General features: G+C 32.2%; 13 protein-coding genes. 6 read left to right on the forward strand and 7 right to left on the reverse strand.

Translation table 11 applies throughout. The annotated features are described in order from the left end of the window. Positions 1-91: 91 nt before the first annotated feature. Positions 92-709, forward strand: coding sequence for a thioredoxin family protein (locus ACH5TX_RS14650; RefSeq protein ID WP_439336609.1), 618 nt, complete (start codon positions 92-94; stop codon positions 707-709). Here ACH5TX_RS14650 and ACH5TX_RS14655 read toward each other — a convergent pair. The 4 genes from ACH5TX_RS14655 to ACH5TX_RS14670 are packed head-to-tail and all read right to left on the reverse strand — an operon-like array spanning position 693 to position 4,025. Next, entirely contained in the window at positions 693-1,409 is a 717-nt protein-coding gene (locus tag ACH5TX_RS14655; protein ID WP_439340240.1) for a hypothetical protein, read from the reverse strand. The genes ACH5TX_RS14650 and ACH5TX_RS14655 overlap by 17 nt on opposite strands. Before the next feature lie 51 nt (positions 1,410-1,460). After that, positions 1,461-2,153, reverse strand: coding sequence for a tRNA pseudouridine(55) synthase TruB (gene truB, locus ACH5TX_RS14660; protein WP_439336611.1), 693 nt, complete (start codon positions 2,151-2,153; stop codon positions 1,461-1,463). Positions 2,154-2,156: 3 nt separating this feature from the next. Continuing rightward, complete coding sequence (locus ACH5TX_RS14665; RefSeq protein WP_439340241.1) at positions 2,157-2,951, reverse strand: undecaprenyl-diphosphate phosphatase; 795 nt, start codon at positions 2,949-2,951, stop codon at positions 2,157-2,159. A 51-nt stretch (positions 2,952-3,002) separates the two neighbouring features. After that, a complete protein-coding gene (locus ACH5TX_RS14670; protein ID WP_439340242.1) occupies positions 3,003-4,025 on the reverse strand; it encodes a LacI family DNA-binding transcriptional regulator in 1,023 nt (340 codons plus the stop codon). A gap of 134 nt (positions 4,026-4,159) precedes the next feature. Between ACH5TX_RS14670 and ACH5TX_RS14675 the strand changes: the two genes are divergently transcribed. The 4 genes from ACH5TX_RS14675 to ACH5TX_RS14690 all read left to right on the forward strand — a co-directional run bounded on the left by ACH5TX_RS14675 (position 4,160) and on the right by ACH5TX_RS14690 (position 11,132). After that, positions 4,160-6,838 (forward strand): TonB-dependent receptor domain-containing protein, encoded by a 2,679-nt coding sequence (locus tag ACH5TX_RS14675; RefSeq protein WP_439340243.1) that lies wholly within the window; start codon positions 4,160-4,162, stop codon positions 6,836-6,838. 86 nt (positions 6,839-6,924) lie between these two features. Beyond that, positions 6,925-8,229, forward strand: a complete 1,305-nt coding sequence (locus ACH5TX_RS14680) for an MGH1-like glycoside hydrolase domain-containing protein (RefSeq protein WP_439340244.1) — start codon at positions 6,925-6,927, stop codon at positions 8,227-8,229. A gap of 68 nt (positions 8,230-8,297) precedes the next feature. Further along, on the forward strand, positions 8,298-9,944 hold the full coding sequence (locus ACH5TX_RS14685; protein WP_439340245.1) for a sodium:solute symporter family transporter: 1,647 nt from the start codon (positions 8,298-8,300) through the stop codon (positions 9,942-9,944). Positions 9,945-10,007: 63 nt separating this feature from the next. Beyond that, a complete protein-coding gene (locus ACH5TX_RS14690; RefSeq protein ID WP_439340246.1) occupies positions 10,008-11,132 on the forward strand; it encodes a glycerate kinase in 1,125 nt (374 codons plus the stop codon). Here the strand turns inward: ACH5TX_RS14690 and ACH5TX_RS14695 are convergent, their stop codons facing one another. From ACH5TX_RS14695 to ACH5TX_RS14705, 3 genes are all read right to left on the reverse strand, one after another. Then, positions 11,133-11,387 (reverse strand): DUF3098 domain-containing protein, encoded by a 255-nt coding sequence (locus ACH5TX_RS14695; protein ID WP_439336613.1) that lies wholly within the window; start codon positions 11,385-11,387, stop codon positions 11,133-11,135. 71 nt (positions 11,388-11,458) lie between these two features. Then, positions 11,459-12,337 (reverse strand): cell division protein FtsX, encoded by an 879-nt coding sequence (locus ACH5TX_RS14700; RefSeq protein ID WP_439340247.1) that lies wholly within the window; start codon positions 12,335-12,337, stop codon positions 11,459-11,461. A gap of 83 nt (positions 12,338-12,420) precedes the next feature. Further along, on the reverse strand, positions 12,421-13,335 hold the full coding sequence (locus ACH5TX_RS14705; RefSeq protein ID WP_439340248.1) for a DMT family transporter: 915 nt from the start codon (positions 13,333-13,335) through the stop codon (positions 12,421-12,423). Between the two features lie 213 nt (positions 13,336-13,548). On the opposite strand from ACH5TX_RS14705, the gene ACH5TX_RS14710 reads away from it, so the two are divergent. Next, entirely contained in the window at positions 13,549-16,536 is a 2,988-nt protein-coding gene (locus tag ACH5TX_RS14710) for a leucine--tRNA ligase (RefSeq protein ID WP_439340249.1), read from the forward strand. The last annotated feature ends 33 nt before the right edge of the window (positions 16,537-16,569 follow it).

Genomic DNA, 16,569 nt, shown 5'->3' on the forward strand with positions numbered 1-16,569 from the left:
AAATGTAAGGAGTTAAAATAAAGCATGACAAAAGTCATCTTAATTAAAACACCAAGATACTAATTTTGTGTAATCCAAAATAAATTATATTATGAGCTCAATTATAGAAACTAGTTTGCAAAAAGGCATATCTTATCAGGCTTACAGAGAGTTGGTTAAGTATTTAGTGGATGAGAAGTCGAATACAGGAGATGAAAAAACAAAAACATTAGCAAACTATACAAAGCTTAATGATAAACGTATGAAGCGTTGGGATAAAACCATAAAAATATCGGAAGCTTCAAAACGCAAGATTAACGAATTTCGTCATCATATTACTTGGTTAGTTATTACCGAAAGTTGGTGTGGAGACGCAGCACATATATTGCCTGCAATAAATAAGATCTCTGAATTGAGTTCTTATATTGAAATGAAAATTGTGACTCGCGATGAGAATAAGGAGTTAATGGATGCTTTTTTAACTCATGGTACACGTTCTGTTCCTAAGTTAATTATGATTGATGATGAAACAGGTGAAGTTTTAAATACCTACGGACCACGACCAAGTGAAGCGGCAAGCTATGTAAGTAGATTTAAGGCTGAAAATGGTAAATTAACCTCAGCATTTAAAGAAGATTTACAACATTGGTATAATGATGATAAAGGACAAAATATTATTCAGGATGTTACCGAAATGCTTTGTCAGCTAGAACCTAATGTTTGCCAATAAAATAAAATGTGATAGACCCTATTTGAGATTTTTTTGATGCATCTGCACTAAATTGAGATTTTTTTGCATAATCTAAAGCATGCTCAATTAAGCATTTATTTGTAGAATTTGAAGATGTATTTACATAAGCATCTACTACATTTCCTTTATTGTTTACAGTAATATTTATAACAATTTTACCGTCAACTTCACAAAGGTAAACCGGTATGGGAATATGTACTTTTGTTCTATTTGTTAACGAAAAGCTTATGGTACTTTTAGAATTGTTACTAGCTTCTTTTTGTTTTTTTAATAAATCATTGACTTTGTCAAAAGAAGAAAGTTCATCTTTATTTACTTTAGAAACATCCGTTAACTCATAGGTTTTTGTATAAGCTTCTTTGCTTTCCATTGTATTGCTTTCTCTAGGAACATAATCTTCTGGAGGCGCAATTAGTTTGTAGGCTTGCGCAAAGTGTTTGTTTTTTTGAGTTTCGTTAAAGGCTTTGTTGGTTTCAGCTTTACTAGCGTTTAATTTTTCTAAAGCTTCTAGTGTTTTAACCTCTTCTTCGGTTAGTTCTTTTTCAGGTTCTATTTCATAATAACTTTCAGAAGCTAATTCATTGTGCTGTTTTAAACTTAAATTGAAAACAGACAGCATCACGGTTCCAGTAATAAGAAGCGTTATGAGTAGGGCTTTATGTTGATTTGTTAGGTTCAAATCGATTTATTTATAGCAAATATTTAATGAATATACGTAAATTTAAAAAACTTAGCCTTTAAGAGACTTGATAAAGGCTTCTATAGATACACCATTAGTAACATTAAAATCACCAATTTTTGTGCGACGTAAAGCCGATAAATGGCCTCCAGAGTTTAAGGCTTTGCCAAAATCGTTTGCTAATGAGCGTATGTAAGTACCTTTGCTGCAAACTACTCTAAAGTCTATATTTAAACCATCAATTTTTGTGATTTCAAATTCTGAAATTGAAACGGTTCTAGATTTTATTTCAACAGTTTCTCCTGCTCTAGCATATTCGTATAAACGTTTTCCGTCTTTTTTTAATGCTGAAAATACGGGCGGAAATTGTTGAATCTCTCCTGTAAATTGTGCTGTTGTTTTATGAATTAAATCGTCTGTAATATGTGCTGTTGGAAAGGTTTCGTTTATCTCCGATTCTAAATCGTATGAAGGTGTAGTGCTTCCTAAAACAATAGTGCCAGTGTATTCTTTTATTTGACCTTGAAACGTGTCAATTTGTTTGGTCATTTTGCCAGTGCAAATAACTAATAACCCAGTAGCTAAAGGGTCTAAAGTGCCAGCATGACCTACTTTTATTTTTTTTATGTTGAAAGCTTGACGGATTTCCCAACGTAGTTTGTTAACCACTTGAAAAGAGGTCCAATTAAGAGGCTTGTCAATTAATAGAACGTGTCCGGATAGGTAGTCTTCGGCAGTTTTCATTTTTTAATTCATTAATGAATAACCAATAGCTATAATGCCAACAATAGCACAGTAAATGGCAAAATATGAGAGTTTACTCTTTTTAACAAGAGATATCATCCAAGTACATGCAAATAAACCAGCAACAAAGGCGGCTACGAATCCTATTGAAAGCGACGTGAAGTTTCCACTATCATAAGTTAAATCGCCACTTAAAACATCTTTAGCAATCTTGCCGAAAATTAAGGGTACTACCATTAAAAATGAAAAACGTGCAGCTTTAGTTTTGTCGTTACCAAGTAAAACTGATGTAGATATAGTTGCTCCCGAACGCGAAATACCTGGAAGCATCGCAATAGCTTGAGATATGCCTATTACAAAGGCGTTTTTAAAAGACACTTTTTTGTCTGTATCTTTTGCTTTATCAGCTAGAAATAATAAAATAGCTGTAATTATTAACATGAAACCAACAAGTAGAATATTACCACCAAAAAGTGCTTCTAATTGCTCTTCAAAAAACAATCCAACTACTACGGCTGGAATCATTGAGATCGCTATTTTAGATATGAATTCTAAATCGTCGTTCCATTTAAACTTTAAAGCGCCTTTTATTAGGTCTAAAATATCTTTTCTAAAAACAACTATAGTACTTAAGGCTGTTGCAAAATGTAAAACCACTGTTAAAAGAAGGCTTTCTTCTGGCACAGAATTATCGCCAAGAATAGCTTTTCCAATTTCTAAATGCCCGCTAGATGATACAGGTAAAAATTCAGTAAGTCCTTGAATAATACCAAGAATGATTGAGTCTATTATATCCATGACGCAAAAATATTAAAATAGAGCTAGTAAAGTGTATTTATAACAAATATTTCACGCTTTAAAAGTTGAATCTCTAATTATAAGATTTCCTTTTATTTCTATCATTTTATTACTAACGCTATCTGTTACGCTTTCTATTTCTTCTATTAAATATTTAACAGATGTTTTACCAATAGTTTCTCCAGGTTGGTCTATGGTTGTAAGTTTTGGTTCAATAATAGTAGAATTTATGTTATTGCTAAATCCAACTACAGCAATGTCTTCAGGTATTTTAATATCAAATTTATTTAATGTTTTAATTACCCCAATTGCTGCACTATCTGTTATAGTAAAAATAGCGTCTGGTCTTTTTTTAAAGCTAAGCAATAAGTTTGTCATTCTTTTCCCTTGTTGTAAAGAAATATCATCAACACTTATAATTATTTTTTCATCAACTTCAATATGATGTTCTTTTAAGGCTCTTAAATAACCAGCATATCTTTTTTCAGAATTATATGAAAACTCTCTTTCTTTAATAATAGCAATTCTTTTTTTTCCAATATTTATTAAATGTTCAACAGCATTAAAAGCGGCTTCTTCATCGTTAATAGTTATTTGTGTACAGGGAATTTTAGTTGAGACTTTATCAAATAAAATAAAAGGAACCGTGTTTAGGGTTGGCAAAATTTTATCGATATCTTTTGTCATTTTGGTTAGCGATGCTAAAATACCATCTACTCCAAATTGTATCATGGTATCTAGCATTTCTGTTTGCTTTGTTACATCGTTATTAGACTCTGAGATAATTACCCGATAGCCTCTTTTTGATGCTTCTTCAAGAATACCTCTAACAATAGTGGTTGTGAAATAGTGCGTAATATTAGGCACTATAACACCTATAATGTTTGTTCTGTGTTTTCTAAAGCCTTTTGCAAAAAGATTTGGAACGTAATGCATAGAATGAGCTAATTTTTTAACTTTTTCTTTAGTGTCCTCACTAATATCGGGATGGTCATTAAGAGCCCTTGAAACTGTAGAGATAGATAAATTAAGTATTTCAGCTAACTTTTTTAAAGTAATAATTTCTTTTTTCATAGGTCTTTAATTTGTTAAAAAATACAATATCAAACGTTGCCGCAAACGTTTGCATGTAAATATCGTAATAATTTGATGTTTTTATTGTGTAATCATCTATAAATTTGACTTAAATTTAACTAATTCTAAATAAAATGAAAAAAACTATTTTAACACTATTATGCCTTTTTAGCATTTCAGTAATGTTTTCGCAAACTAAAATTTCGGGAACTATTAATGATAAATCAGGTGTGCCAATTACAGGGGCTAACATTCTAATATTAGAAAGTACTTCTGGAACGACTTCAGATTTTGATGGGAAGTTTAGTTTTACTACCAATGTTACAGGTACTCAAACTTTACAAATAACTTACTTAGGTTATTTAACTCAAGAGAAATCAATTAATCTTGATAGCAGCCCTGTTAATTTACAAATTGTAATGGAGGAAGGAAGTAATTCTTTAGATGAAGTTGTTTTAACAGCATCTGCAACATTTAGATCACAAAAAGAAACACCAATGTCTATTAGTTCGATAAAGCAAAAAGAAATAACCAAGCTTTCTGCAAATAGTCAAGCTGATATTATTAGAAGTATTCCAGGGATTACTGCTGAAGGTGGTGGTGGAGAAACTGCTACAAATGTTTTTGTAAGAGGTTTGCCTTCTGGAGGACAATATGTGTTTAACCCATTGCAATATGATGGTATGCCATTAATGAGCACTTTTGGTTTAAATTCATCTGCACATGACGTGTATGCAAGACCAGATATAGGTTTTAAAGGTGTTGAATTTGTTCGTGGTGGTGCTGCAGTATTATATGGAGCAGGATCTGTCGCTGGTATTATTAATTATACTAGTAAAACAGGAGATTCTAACCCAGGAAATATTGTTAATGTAGAATGGGCAGATAAGGGGCGTTTAAAAACCGATTTTTATACAGGTGGAAAATTAGGAGGAGAAGATTCTAATACATACTATGCGTTTACAGGTTTTGTTAGAAAAGATGATGGGCCAATAGAAACAGGATTACCAACTAAAGGAGTTCAGTTTAGAGCCAATATTAAAAAGAAATTTGAAAATGGATCATTTACAGTTCATGGACAATTTATAAATGATAAAGCACAATTTTTTATGCCTTTACCATTAGAAGGAGGAAGTAGAACCAGACTTACTGGTAACGATGGTAAGGATGTTTCTCAGTTATTGTCAGGTGAATTAGCTCATACATCATTTTTAACACCAGGAGGTGTTTATGAAAGCCCAATAGAAGATGGTGTTTTTACACAAGGAGGTTATTTAATGGCAGATTTTAATTATAACTTCTCTGATGATTTAGTGTTTAAATCTAAAGTGAAATATGCAAATTATAAGCACAATTTTGCCTTGTATATAGGAGGTAATGGAGCTAGTCCAAACCCAATAACATTAAACGACTATGTTGCTAATTTAGCGCCAGGTAATCAAGGGTATACAGCTCAATATCAAGGAATGTCTACAGATATAAGCGGGAATGATTTGGTTATCGATAATTTGCATATTGACAGATTGCGTCCTATGACAGATTATTCAGGAGAAGCATCTTTAACTAAAACATTAGAAGGGACAAGTGGAACGCATAATATTACAGGAGGTGTGTTTTTAGCTCGTACTGAAGCTGAAGATGTAAATTACCAATACCGGGTTTTATCTGAATTTAATAATAATCCAAAACTAGTTAATTTAAGTTATGTTGATGCAGGAGGAAATGATGTTACTTTTTCAAAAGGTGGATTATATAATAGGATAGGAATGACTTCAAATAAATTTTTATCTCAAAATAAGTCAGCTTTTTATTTAACTGATGAGATGGTGTTTAATAAATGGCGTTTTGATGTTGGGTTTAGAATTGAGAGTACCGAAGGGACTTTTAGTAATGGAAATATAGTAGAAAGTCAAGTTTATGATGATTCTAACTTAACACCGGAACTAGCAAATGTACGTTTTGCAGATGGTAGTTTTACAAGAGCTAATGTTAGTGCAACAGATTGGGCAGTGTCATTAGCCGGTTTGTATAAGTTAAACGAAAAAGTAAACTTGTATGCTAACTTCTCAAAAGGGTTCTTTTTTCCACAAATTAGAGGGTTTTCTCCTTTAGCAACTGGTGTTACTGGTAGTAAATATGATTCAGAAAAAATCATTCAATTTGAAGCAGGTGCAAAAGTAGGAACAGAGAAACTCAAAGGATCGTTGGCAGCATATTATGTTGGGTTGAGCGATAGAATAAAAATAGACCAAGGTTTTGTAAGTGGTACTTTAGTAGATTTAACAAGATCTGAACAAAGTACATCAACTGTAGGTATAGAAACAACATTTGATTGGACGTTTGCAGATAACTTTAGTTTAAGAGGAACAGCAACATATCAAGATCATGAAATTACTAAAAATGTTTCTACAGATTTAACAAATAATACTTCTTCAACGGTCAATGAGGGTAATAAGTTGGCAAGACAACCAAACTTTTTAGGGAGTTTAGGTGTAAATTATGATGATGGAGCGTTTGATGCATTGTTATCGTTTAACCATACAGGAAGTAAATTTGCAGCAGATAATAATACTGTTGAATTAGATGCAATAACTATTGCGCGTTTAGGTGCTGGTTATATGTTTAAAATGGGAGATAATGAAGACAGTAATGATACTTTAAGATTAGGGTTTTCCATATTTAACTTATTTGATGATGATGGTGTAACAGAAGGAGATCCAAGAAACGTTAATCAAGCAGGTGATGCAGAGTTCTTCTTTGGAAGACCAATTTTACCAAGACGATTTTTTATAACTGCAACGTTCAACTTTTAACCCATATTAATTTAGTTTGAGTTTAGTTTAATTACTCATCACTTACTGCTAAGTGTAAGTGATGAGTTTTTTAGTAAGATATACCTATGAAAAAATTAGAAAAAAAAGCTAGAGAAGTTCTTAATAATAATTGGAAGGATAGTTTTAGTATTCCTTGTGCAAACTTATACCCATTTCAATGGTTTTGGGATTCAGGTTTAATTGCAATAGGTTTTGCGCATTTTGATATGCAAAAAGCCGAAGCCGAAATAAACACCTTGTTAGATGCACAATGGGGAAATGGATTTATACCACATATTATTTTTCATACTGAAAGTGATAGTTATTTTCCTGGGCCAGATTTTCACTGTTCAGATTTACATCCTGAGGCTTCAAAAAAGTATAAATCTACCGGTATGACACAGCCTCCTGTAACGGGATTTGTTTTAGAAAATTTATATAGAATTAGTAGCGATAAAAAAGCGACTTTAAAGTATTTAGAAACGGTTATTGATAAGGTTTATTTTAATCATGAATATTTTTATAAAAATAGAGATCCTCAAAATGAAGGTTTAGTCTATATATATCATAATTGGGAATCTGGAACCGATAATTCACCTATTTGGGATGATATTTGGAAAACTATGAATTCGCCAGAATATACTTTTGAGAGAAGAGATACAACTCATGTAGATGCTTCAGAAAGACCTTCAAAAAGGGAATATGATCATTATTTGTATATTATTGAAATAGCAAAGGAAAATAATTATAGCGATGAAAAAATAGCAGAACTATCTCCGTTTTTAGTGCAAGATCCTTTATTTAATTCTGTGCTAATAAAGTCTAACGAAAGCTTGATAGCATTATATAAGCTCATAGGAAATAATGAAGATAAAATTGCACAACTACAAAAATGGCAAACAAAAAGTATTAAATCATTTAACGATAAATTATTTGATGAAGAGTTAGGTGCCTATATTCATTATGATTTGCGAAATGAAAAACCAATCAGATATATATCTTCATCATCATTTTCACCATGGTTTGCTAATATTCCTAACAAGGAAAGAGCAGATTCAATGCTAAAAGTTATGCTGGATAAATTTGGAGGAGACCATCAATATTTATGTGCTTCTTTTGATCCAACAAGCGAACGATTTAGTCCTAAAAAATATTGGAGAGGCCCTGTATGGATTAATCTTAACTGGATACTTTATAATGGTTTAAAACAATATGGATATAACGATATTGCAGAACGTGTAAAACAAGACACTATTAGTATTATTGAAAAAAATGGCTTTTACGAATATTTTGATTCAAGAAAAGAAATACATGAACATGGAAACGCAGGTTATGGCGGGAATAATTTTTCATGGAGCGCAGCTTTATTAATTGATTTATTAAATAGTTGATTTTAGTAAGAATAAAATTGAATTAGAAAACAAACTAATTAATAGAGATTAAAACGTATATATAGATTATGAATTGGCTAGATTATAGTATTATAATATTTTACATTATTTTCTTTTTAGGAATGGGATTCTTTTTTAAGGATAACAAAGACTCCAAAGATTATTTTTTAGGCGGAAAAAGCATGGGCTGGTTTCCTCTTAGTCTATCTACAATGGCAACACAATTATCGGCTATTAGTTTTATATCAGCGCCAGCTTTTGTTGGTTTAAAATTAGGAGGAGGCATGAAATGGTTAACCTTTGAGTTTGCTGTTCCGCTAGCCATGATTTTTATAATGATAGTGATTATTCCTCCATTATTTAGGTCTGGAGTTGTTAGTATTTATGAGTTTGTAGAAAAACGATTTAGCACATCTACGCGGTTAATTTTAAGTATCGTGTTTCAAATTAGTCGTGCTTTAGGAACTGGAGTAATGGTTTATACTATTGCTATTATTTTACAAGCTGTTTTAGATATAGATTTTGTATATACTATTTTAATTATAAGTGTTATTACTATTATTTATTCATGGCAAGGTGGTATGAAAGCTGTGGTTTGGGGTGACGCTATACAGATGATTATCTTATTTGTAGGGTTAATTATTTGCTTGTATTTCGGATGGAGTCTTTTACAAGAACATGGCGGTTTAGCAGAAGGTTTTTCTCCTGAAAGATTACAGGTTATAGACTGTAATTTAGGTATAGGAGAAGGAAATGAGTATGGTTTGTTACCAATGATTATAGGTGGTTTTTTTCTTTACGCATCTTACTATGGTTGCGACCAAACACAAGCACAACGGTTATTATCTGCTAAAAATGAAAAAACAATTAGAACCCTTTTAATGGCTAACGGTCTTTTAAGGTTTCCTGTCGTTTTAATTTATTGTATCATGGGATTGGTTATTGGTGGTTTAATAACAACGGCACCAGGTTTTCTTGAAGAAATAGCCATCACAACTCAAAAGTATTTTCCTAATGAGTATGCTACTCATGGTGTTAAAGCCGATTTGATGGTTCCTGTTTTTATAATGAAATATTTGCCACACGGACTAATAGGTATTTTGATGGTTGGTATTTTATCGGCGGCTATGTCATCTTTAAGTTCAACGGTTAATTCCTTATCAGCTGTAACGGTTGAAGATTTCTTTAACCGAGGAAAAACAAAATTGAGTACAAAAAAGTATATGCTTATTTCGAAAGGTTCTGTGGTGTTTTGGGGGTTGGTATGCATTGCTAGTGCTTTTCTTTTTGGAGGAAGCAAAAGTGCGGTTATAGAAATTATTAATGCTATTGGTTCTGTATTTTATGGTCCCGTTTTGGTTACTTTCTTTTTGGCTTTCTTTTCAAAAAAAGTAAATCATATAGGGATGAATGCAGGTATTATTTCAGCGGTACTTATTAATTTAATTTTTTCAAAAACTATTCAGGAGATCTTTCATATTGATTTAGGAATTCATATTTTCTGGATTTGGCTTAATTTTACAGGTGTAATAATAGCTTTAGTCGTAGCATATACTGTCAGTGCATTAACGCGTAAAACAGAAATAAAAAGTATTTCTAATTTTAATGTAGCTATTAAAAAATCAGACTTTATGATAAGAGAAGTTTATATTCTTGTAGCGTTTTTTGTGACTATATTAATTTTTAGCTATTTTCTTCCATCTATTTTAAGTTAAAATTTCAATCAATGAAATATTATAATGATCATATGACCGATAAAAGACAATAGATATAAACAGATGAAAATAGTAATAGCACCAGATAAATTTAAAAACTCATTAACAGGTATACAATTTTGTAATGCTGTAGAAGTAGGTATTAAAGCTATTATTCCTAATGCAACTATTTTAAAATTGCCATTAGCTGATGGTGGAGATGGTACTATTGATGTGATGAATCATTATTTAAAAGGAACTGTTGTAAAAGTGAATGTAAATAATCCATTTTTTCAACCTATTGAAGCTTCGTATTTATATTCTGAAAACTCTAAAACAGCTTTTATAGAAATGGCAGAAGCTTCTGGAGTCAAGTTATTAAAGCAAGATGAATTTGATTGTAAAAATGCAACCACTTTGGGGACAGGAGAAATGATTTTAGATGCCATTAATAAAGGTGCATCTAAAATTATTTTAGGTATTGGCGGTAGTGCAACTAACGATTGCGGTATTGGAATGGCAACCACTTTAGGATATCGTTTTTTAGATAAAAATAGAGAAGAGCTAAAACCAATAGGAGCTAATTTGTCTAAAATTGATGCTATAGATTTTGGTAAAGTACATCATAAATTGAGGGGTATAAAGTTTAATATAGCATGCGATGTAACAAACCCTTTATACGGAAAAAATGGTGCTGCCTATGTGTATGCAGCTCAAAAAGGAGCTTCAGAAGAAGCTGTTAAAATGCTTGATAAGGGTTTAGAAGATTTTTCTAAAATCATTGAAAAGACTTTTGCTGTAGATGCACAATTAGTAAAAGGCGCAGGTGCAGCAGGAGGTATGGGAATAGCATCAAAAGTATTTTTAAATGGCTCTTTAGAATCGGGAATTCAATTAGTTAAGGGTCTTGCTAATTTTGATGCGCAAATAGAAGGAGCCGATTGGGTTATTACTGGTGAAGGTAAATTAGATTCTCAAACCCTTTCGGGAAAAACAATTCAAGGTGTTATTACTTCCGCGAAAGCGAAAAATATTAAAGTAGCTGCTTTTTGTGGCGCTATAGATTTTGATGAAAATAGCATTAATAAATTAGGAATAAACTATGCTGATGCTGTATTAAAGCATTCAAAAAACTTAGATGATGCTATGCAAAACGGATTTGATTATGTGAAAATATTGGCAGCTAAGTTTGCTGAAAAGATAAGTTAATTACTTCTTATCAGGATTCAATAAAATGGCATATACTTGAAAGCCAAAGCCAATAAGAACAACCATTGGTGCTAAACGAATACGACGGAAACTAAAAATTTCAGGATTAAAAACATTAGGGTCGTCACTACCGCCACCAGACATTAATATAAATCCTAGGGCAATACATGCTAAACCAATAAACATAAATTTATAGTTTTTCTTTCCGAATACAAAAACTGGTTTTGTAGCGTCTTTTTGTTTTTTTTCTCCCATGATTTATATAAAGTAGTGCTGCAAATTAACGCATTTATTTAAAAATTTACGTTAAGGCTATTATAAAATATCTAATAATAAAGATCATCTGTTTTTAAATTTAAAAAACGTTGGGTTGCAAAATGTGTGCTAATCCAAGTAATAATAATGCCTAAAGCAAATATAAAAGCAAAAAGTAAACTTGTTAAAACAGGGTTGCTTAATAACTCTAGCTCTGTAAATGTTTGGTTTAGATAATATAAAACAATAGCCATACCTATTAAAGCTAAAATAGCACCTATAATACCTAAGCGTACACTTTTCCAAACAAATGGACGACGAATAAATTGTTTGGTAGCGCCAACCATTTGCATGGTTTTTATGGTAAATCGTTTGGAGTAAACGGCTAATCTTATAGAGCTATTTATAAGTAAAACAGCAATTAATGTAAAAATTCCACTTATAACTAATACCCAGAAACTTATTTTTTTAACATTATCGTTCATTAAATTTACCAAATCGTTATCATAAGCCACTTCGTCAACAAAGTTTTTAGAAGTAGCCTCTGCCGATATTTTTTCAAGTTGGTCAGACGTTACAAAGTCAGCTTTTAAATGCACATCGATAGAATTCTGTAACGGATTATAGCCTACAAAATCCATGAAGTCTTCGCCGTTTTCTGCTTTCATTGATTCTGCAGCTTGTTCTTTTGATATGTATTCGGTAGATTTTACATAATCAGACATCGCTAAGCTTTTTTCAAGTTGTTTGGTTTCAACTTCTTTAGCAGAATCTTTTAAATAGATAGTAAGTACTACTTGCTCCTTAAAATGGTCGGATACTTTTTTTGCGTTTAATACCAGCATACCTAGTAATCCTAATAAAAACAATACCAAAGCAATACTTAATACTACTGAAAAGTAAGATGAAATAAGTCTGCGTTTTTGATGTTTTTCAAATGATGAACTCATAAAGTAATTTGGATTAATAACGTAAAAATAACAAAGTATTCTAATACTGTATAAATAACAACGCTTAAACTTTCAATATTGTTTTAAATTGATTTTTTTTCAGGCTTGCTAATAATATAAACACCACTTGCAACAACAATACAACTTAATATTTTTATAAGGTTAATATCCTGAGCATATTCACTTTGCATAAAAATATAAGCGAGAACACTTACCATTAAAAAACTAATAACAGGTTGCAGGTATATGTAGCTGCTAGTTACAGATGGAGATACGTTGTTAAGGGCGTAAATATTAAATAGATAAGCAAAAAAGGTTGTGAATAAAACTACGTAACCAATGGTTAAATAGGTGTTTCGTGTAAAGGTTTCAAAATTGGTATTTAAAAAAGCAGGAATGCCTAAAGGAGACGCAAAAATGCACCCAAATAAAAACACCCAACTTATTACTGTAATAGGGTTGTATTTCCTCATTAACGTTTTAGCCATAACCAAATATAGCCCGTAACAACAAGCGTTAGATAGTACCAATAAGTTGCCTAAAACAGAACTTGTTCCTTTAGAGTCATTACCATAATATATTAAACAGATTGCTCCAATACCACCAATGGTTATTCCTAATAGTTTGTTTTTGGTAATGCGTTCTTTTAAAATAACATAACTAAAAAACAAAACAATCAACGGCGTTGAGGTTGTTATTATAGAAGCATCAATTGGCGACGTTAAATTAATACCATGAAAAAACAACAATTGGTTTGCTGCACCACCAACTAAACCACAAAAAGCAAGTCTTAAAAAATCATTTTTAGCAACTTTTTCTTTAACAAAGGCAAGTTTCAGAATCCAAAATAAAAGCGCACAAGATGCAAGTCTGATATACACAAACGCGGTTGGACCAATTTTATCAGGCATAATGCCTTTGGCAATAATATAATTAGCACCATAAATTACATTGGCGCCTAGTAAAGCTAAATGTGCTTTGGTTGTGTTTTTTATCAAGCAAATACGTTTTTAATAAGCTGCGAAATTACAAAAATGAGTGTCAATCAAAATTTAATTAAGTATTAATTATTTCCTGTTTAGGAGTAATAGGATTAATTAGAAACAAAGCCTTTTTGTTTTATATAGAAAGCGTAAATTTGCACTTTTAATTTTCGTTATTACAAATAATAGAGATGTACTTGTAATAGCAAATCAGATTTGAAGATATAGATGCAATACAATTTCAATGACATAGATGCCAAATGGCAAAAATACTGGGCAGAAAACGAAACTTTTAAAGCCGAAAACAACAGCGAAAAACCAAAGTTTTATGTGTTAGATATGTTTCCTTATCCAAGTGGAGCGGGTTTACATGTTGGGCATCCGTTGGGGTATATAGCATCCGATATTTATGCACGTTACAAACGTCATCAAGGTTTTAATGTATTACATCCGCAAGGTTATGATAGCTTTGGTTTGCCTGCAGAGCAGTATGCTATTCAAACAGGGCAACATCCTGCGGTTACAACTGCCGAAAATATAAAAACATACCGTCGTCAATTAGACCAAATTGGTTTTTCATTCGATTGGTCTCGTGAGGTTCGTACAAGTGACCCAAGTTATTATAAATGGACACAATGGATTTTTATTCAATTGTTTGAATCGTGGTATAATAATGATACTGATAAAGCAGAATCTATTGAAACGCTAAAAGCAATTTTTGCTTCGGAAGGAAACTCTAAAGTAAATGCTGTTTGCGATGATGATATTGAATCATTTTCTGCTGAAGAATGGAATGGTTTTACTTCAAAAAAACAAGAAAAAATATTATTACAATACCGTTTAACATATTTAGCAGAAACTGAGGTAAACTGGTGCCCTGCGTTAGGAACTGTTTTGGCAAATGATGAAATAATTAACGGTGTTTCAGAACGTGGTGGCCATTCTGTAATAAGAAAAAAAATGACCCAATGGAGCATGCGAATTTCTGCGTATGCAGAACGTTTACTTCAAGGTTTAGATACTATTGATTGGACAGATTCTTTAAAAGAAAGTCAGCGTAACTGGATTGGAAAATCTGTTGGGGCGTCTGTTACTTTTAAAGTAAAGGAAAGTGATGCCGTTATCGATGTGTTTACAACGCGTCCAGACACCATTTTCGGAGTTAGTTTTATGACCTTAGCGCCAGAACACGAATTAGTATCGCAAATATCAACACCAGAACAAAAAGCGGAAGTTGATGCCTATGTTTTAGCAACAGCAAAGCGTAGTGAGCGTGATAGAATGGCCGATGTAAAAACCATTTCGGGAGCATTTACGGGGGCGTATGCAGAACATCCATTTACAAAAGAACCTATTCCGGTTTGGATAGGCGATTACGTGTTAGCCGGTTACGGAACAGGAGCTGTTATGTCGGTACCATGTGGTGATGAAAGAGATTATGCGTTTGCAAAGCATTTTAATATCCCGATTATAAATATTTTTGAAGGTGTAGATATTTCAGAATCTGCTTTTTCAGACAAAGAGAAAACCGTTATTGGTAATAGTGATTTCCTTAACGGGATGAATTATAAAAAAGCGACCAAACGTGCTATTTACGAATTAGAGCAAATTGGTCAAGGTGAAGGAAAAACCAATTACCGTTTGCGTGATGCTGTTTTTAGTCGCCAGCGTTATTGGGGAGAACCATTTCCTGTGTATTATGTTGATGGGATGCCGCAAATGATTGATGCTGTGCATTTGCCAATAAAATTACCAGAAGTAGAAAAATATTTGCCAACCGAAACAGGCGAGCCACCATTAGGAAATGCCACTGTTTGGGCTTGGGATACCATAAATAATAAAGTAGTAAGTAACGATCTTGTCATTTCGACAGAAGGAGGTACGACTGACGAGAAATCGCATAACGGAATATACCCACTTGAATTAAACACCATGCCAGGGTGGGCAGGAAGTTCTTGGTATTTTAACCGTTATATGGATCCAACAAATACCGAAGCATTTGCAAGTAAAGAAGCGCTTAACTATTGGAAAGATGTCGATTTATACATTGGCGGAAGCGAGCATGCTACAGGACACTTGTTATATTCTCGTTTTTGGCAAAAATTCTTATTTGATAAAGGTGTGGTGCCTGTTGATGAGTTTGCAAAAAAACTGATTAACCAAGGGATGATTTTAGGGACTAGTGCTTTTGGTCATTATATCTTTTATTCAATAATTGATGTTAAAAATGAAGATGTAGTTGAAAATAAGAAGATTATTTTTATATCTAAAGAGGTTTATGTAGAGATTCTAAAAGGTCATAAAGAATTAGCAATAGATATTGTTAAATCAAATATTAAAGAAGAGTTACTTGATAGAATTGAAAAAGATGAGTTGCAATTAATAACACCGATCAATTTAACTCATGTACCTGTTGAATATGTTAATTCATCTGATGAATTAGATGTTGAAGCTTTTAAAAATTGGAGAGAAGAGTTTAAAGATGCTGAGTTTGTTTTAGAAAATGGAGTTTACAAGGTGTCTCGTGAAGTCGAAAAAATGTCAAAATCTAAATACAACGTTGTTAATCCAGATGATATTGTAAAAGATTACGGAGCAGATAGTCTTCGTCTTTACGAAATGTTCTTAGGGCCATTAGAGCAATACAAACCTTGGAATACCGCAGGTATTACAGGTGTGCATTCGTTTCTTAAAAAACTTTGGAAATTATATGCCGATGATAATGGTTTAAAAGTAACCGAAGATGCAGCGTCAAAAGATGCTTTAAAAACGTTGCATAAAACTATTAAAAAGGTACAAGAAGATATTGAGAATTTTTCTTTCAATACGTCGGTTTCTACTTTTATGATTGCTGTTAATGAGTTAACAGCTCAGAAATGTACAAGTAAAGACATTTTAGAACCTTTATTGGTTTTAATATCGCCATACGCACCACACATTGCTGAAGAATTATGGAATCAGTTAGGAAATAACGAGTCTATTACAACAGCTCCGTTTCCAGAATTTGATGCCAGTCATTTAGTGGAAAGCAGTAAAAACTACCCAATTTCATTTAATGGTAAAATGCGTTTTACAATGGAATTACCAATGGATATGAGTAAGGACGATATTGAAGCTGCGGTTATGGCAAACGAAAAAACGCAAGAACAATTAGCAGGTAGAACACCTAAAAAGGTAATTGTTGTTCCTGGTAAAATTGTAAATATAGTAGGTTAATAATAGTTTCTTGTCATGTAAACAAGAGCTGCG

Source organism: Thalassobellus citreus, assembly GCF_044385915.1.
Lineage (GTDB): Bacteria > Bacteroidota > Bacteroidia > Flavobacteriales > Flavobacteriaceae > Thalassobellus > Thalassobellus citreus.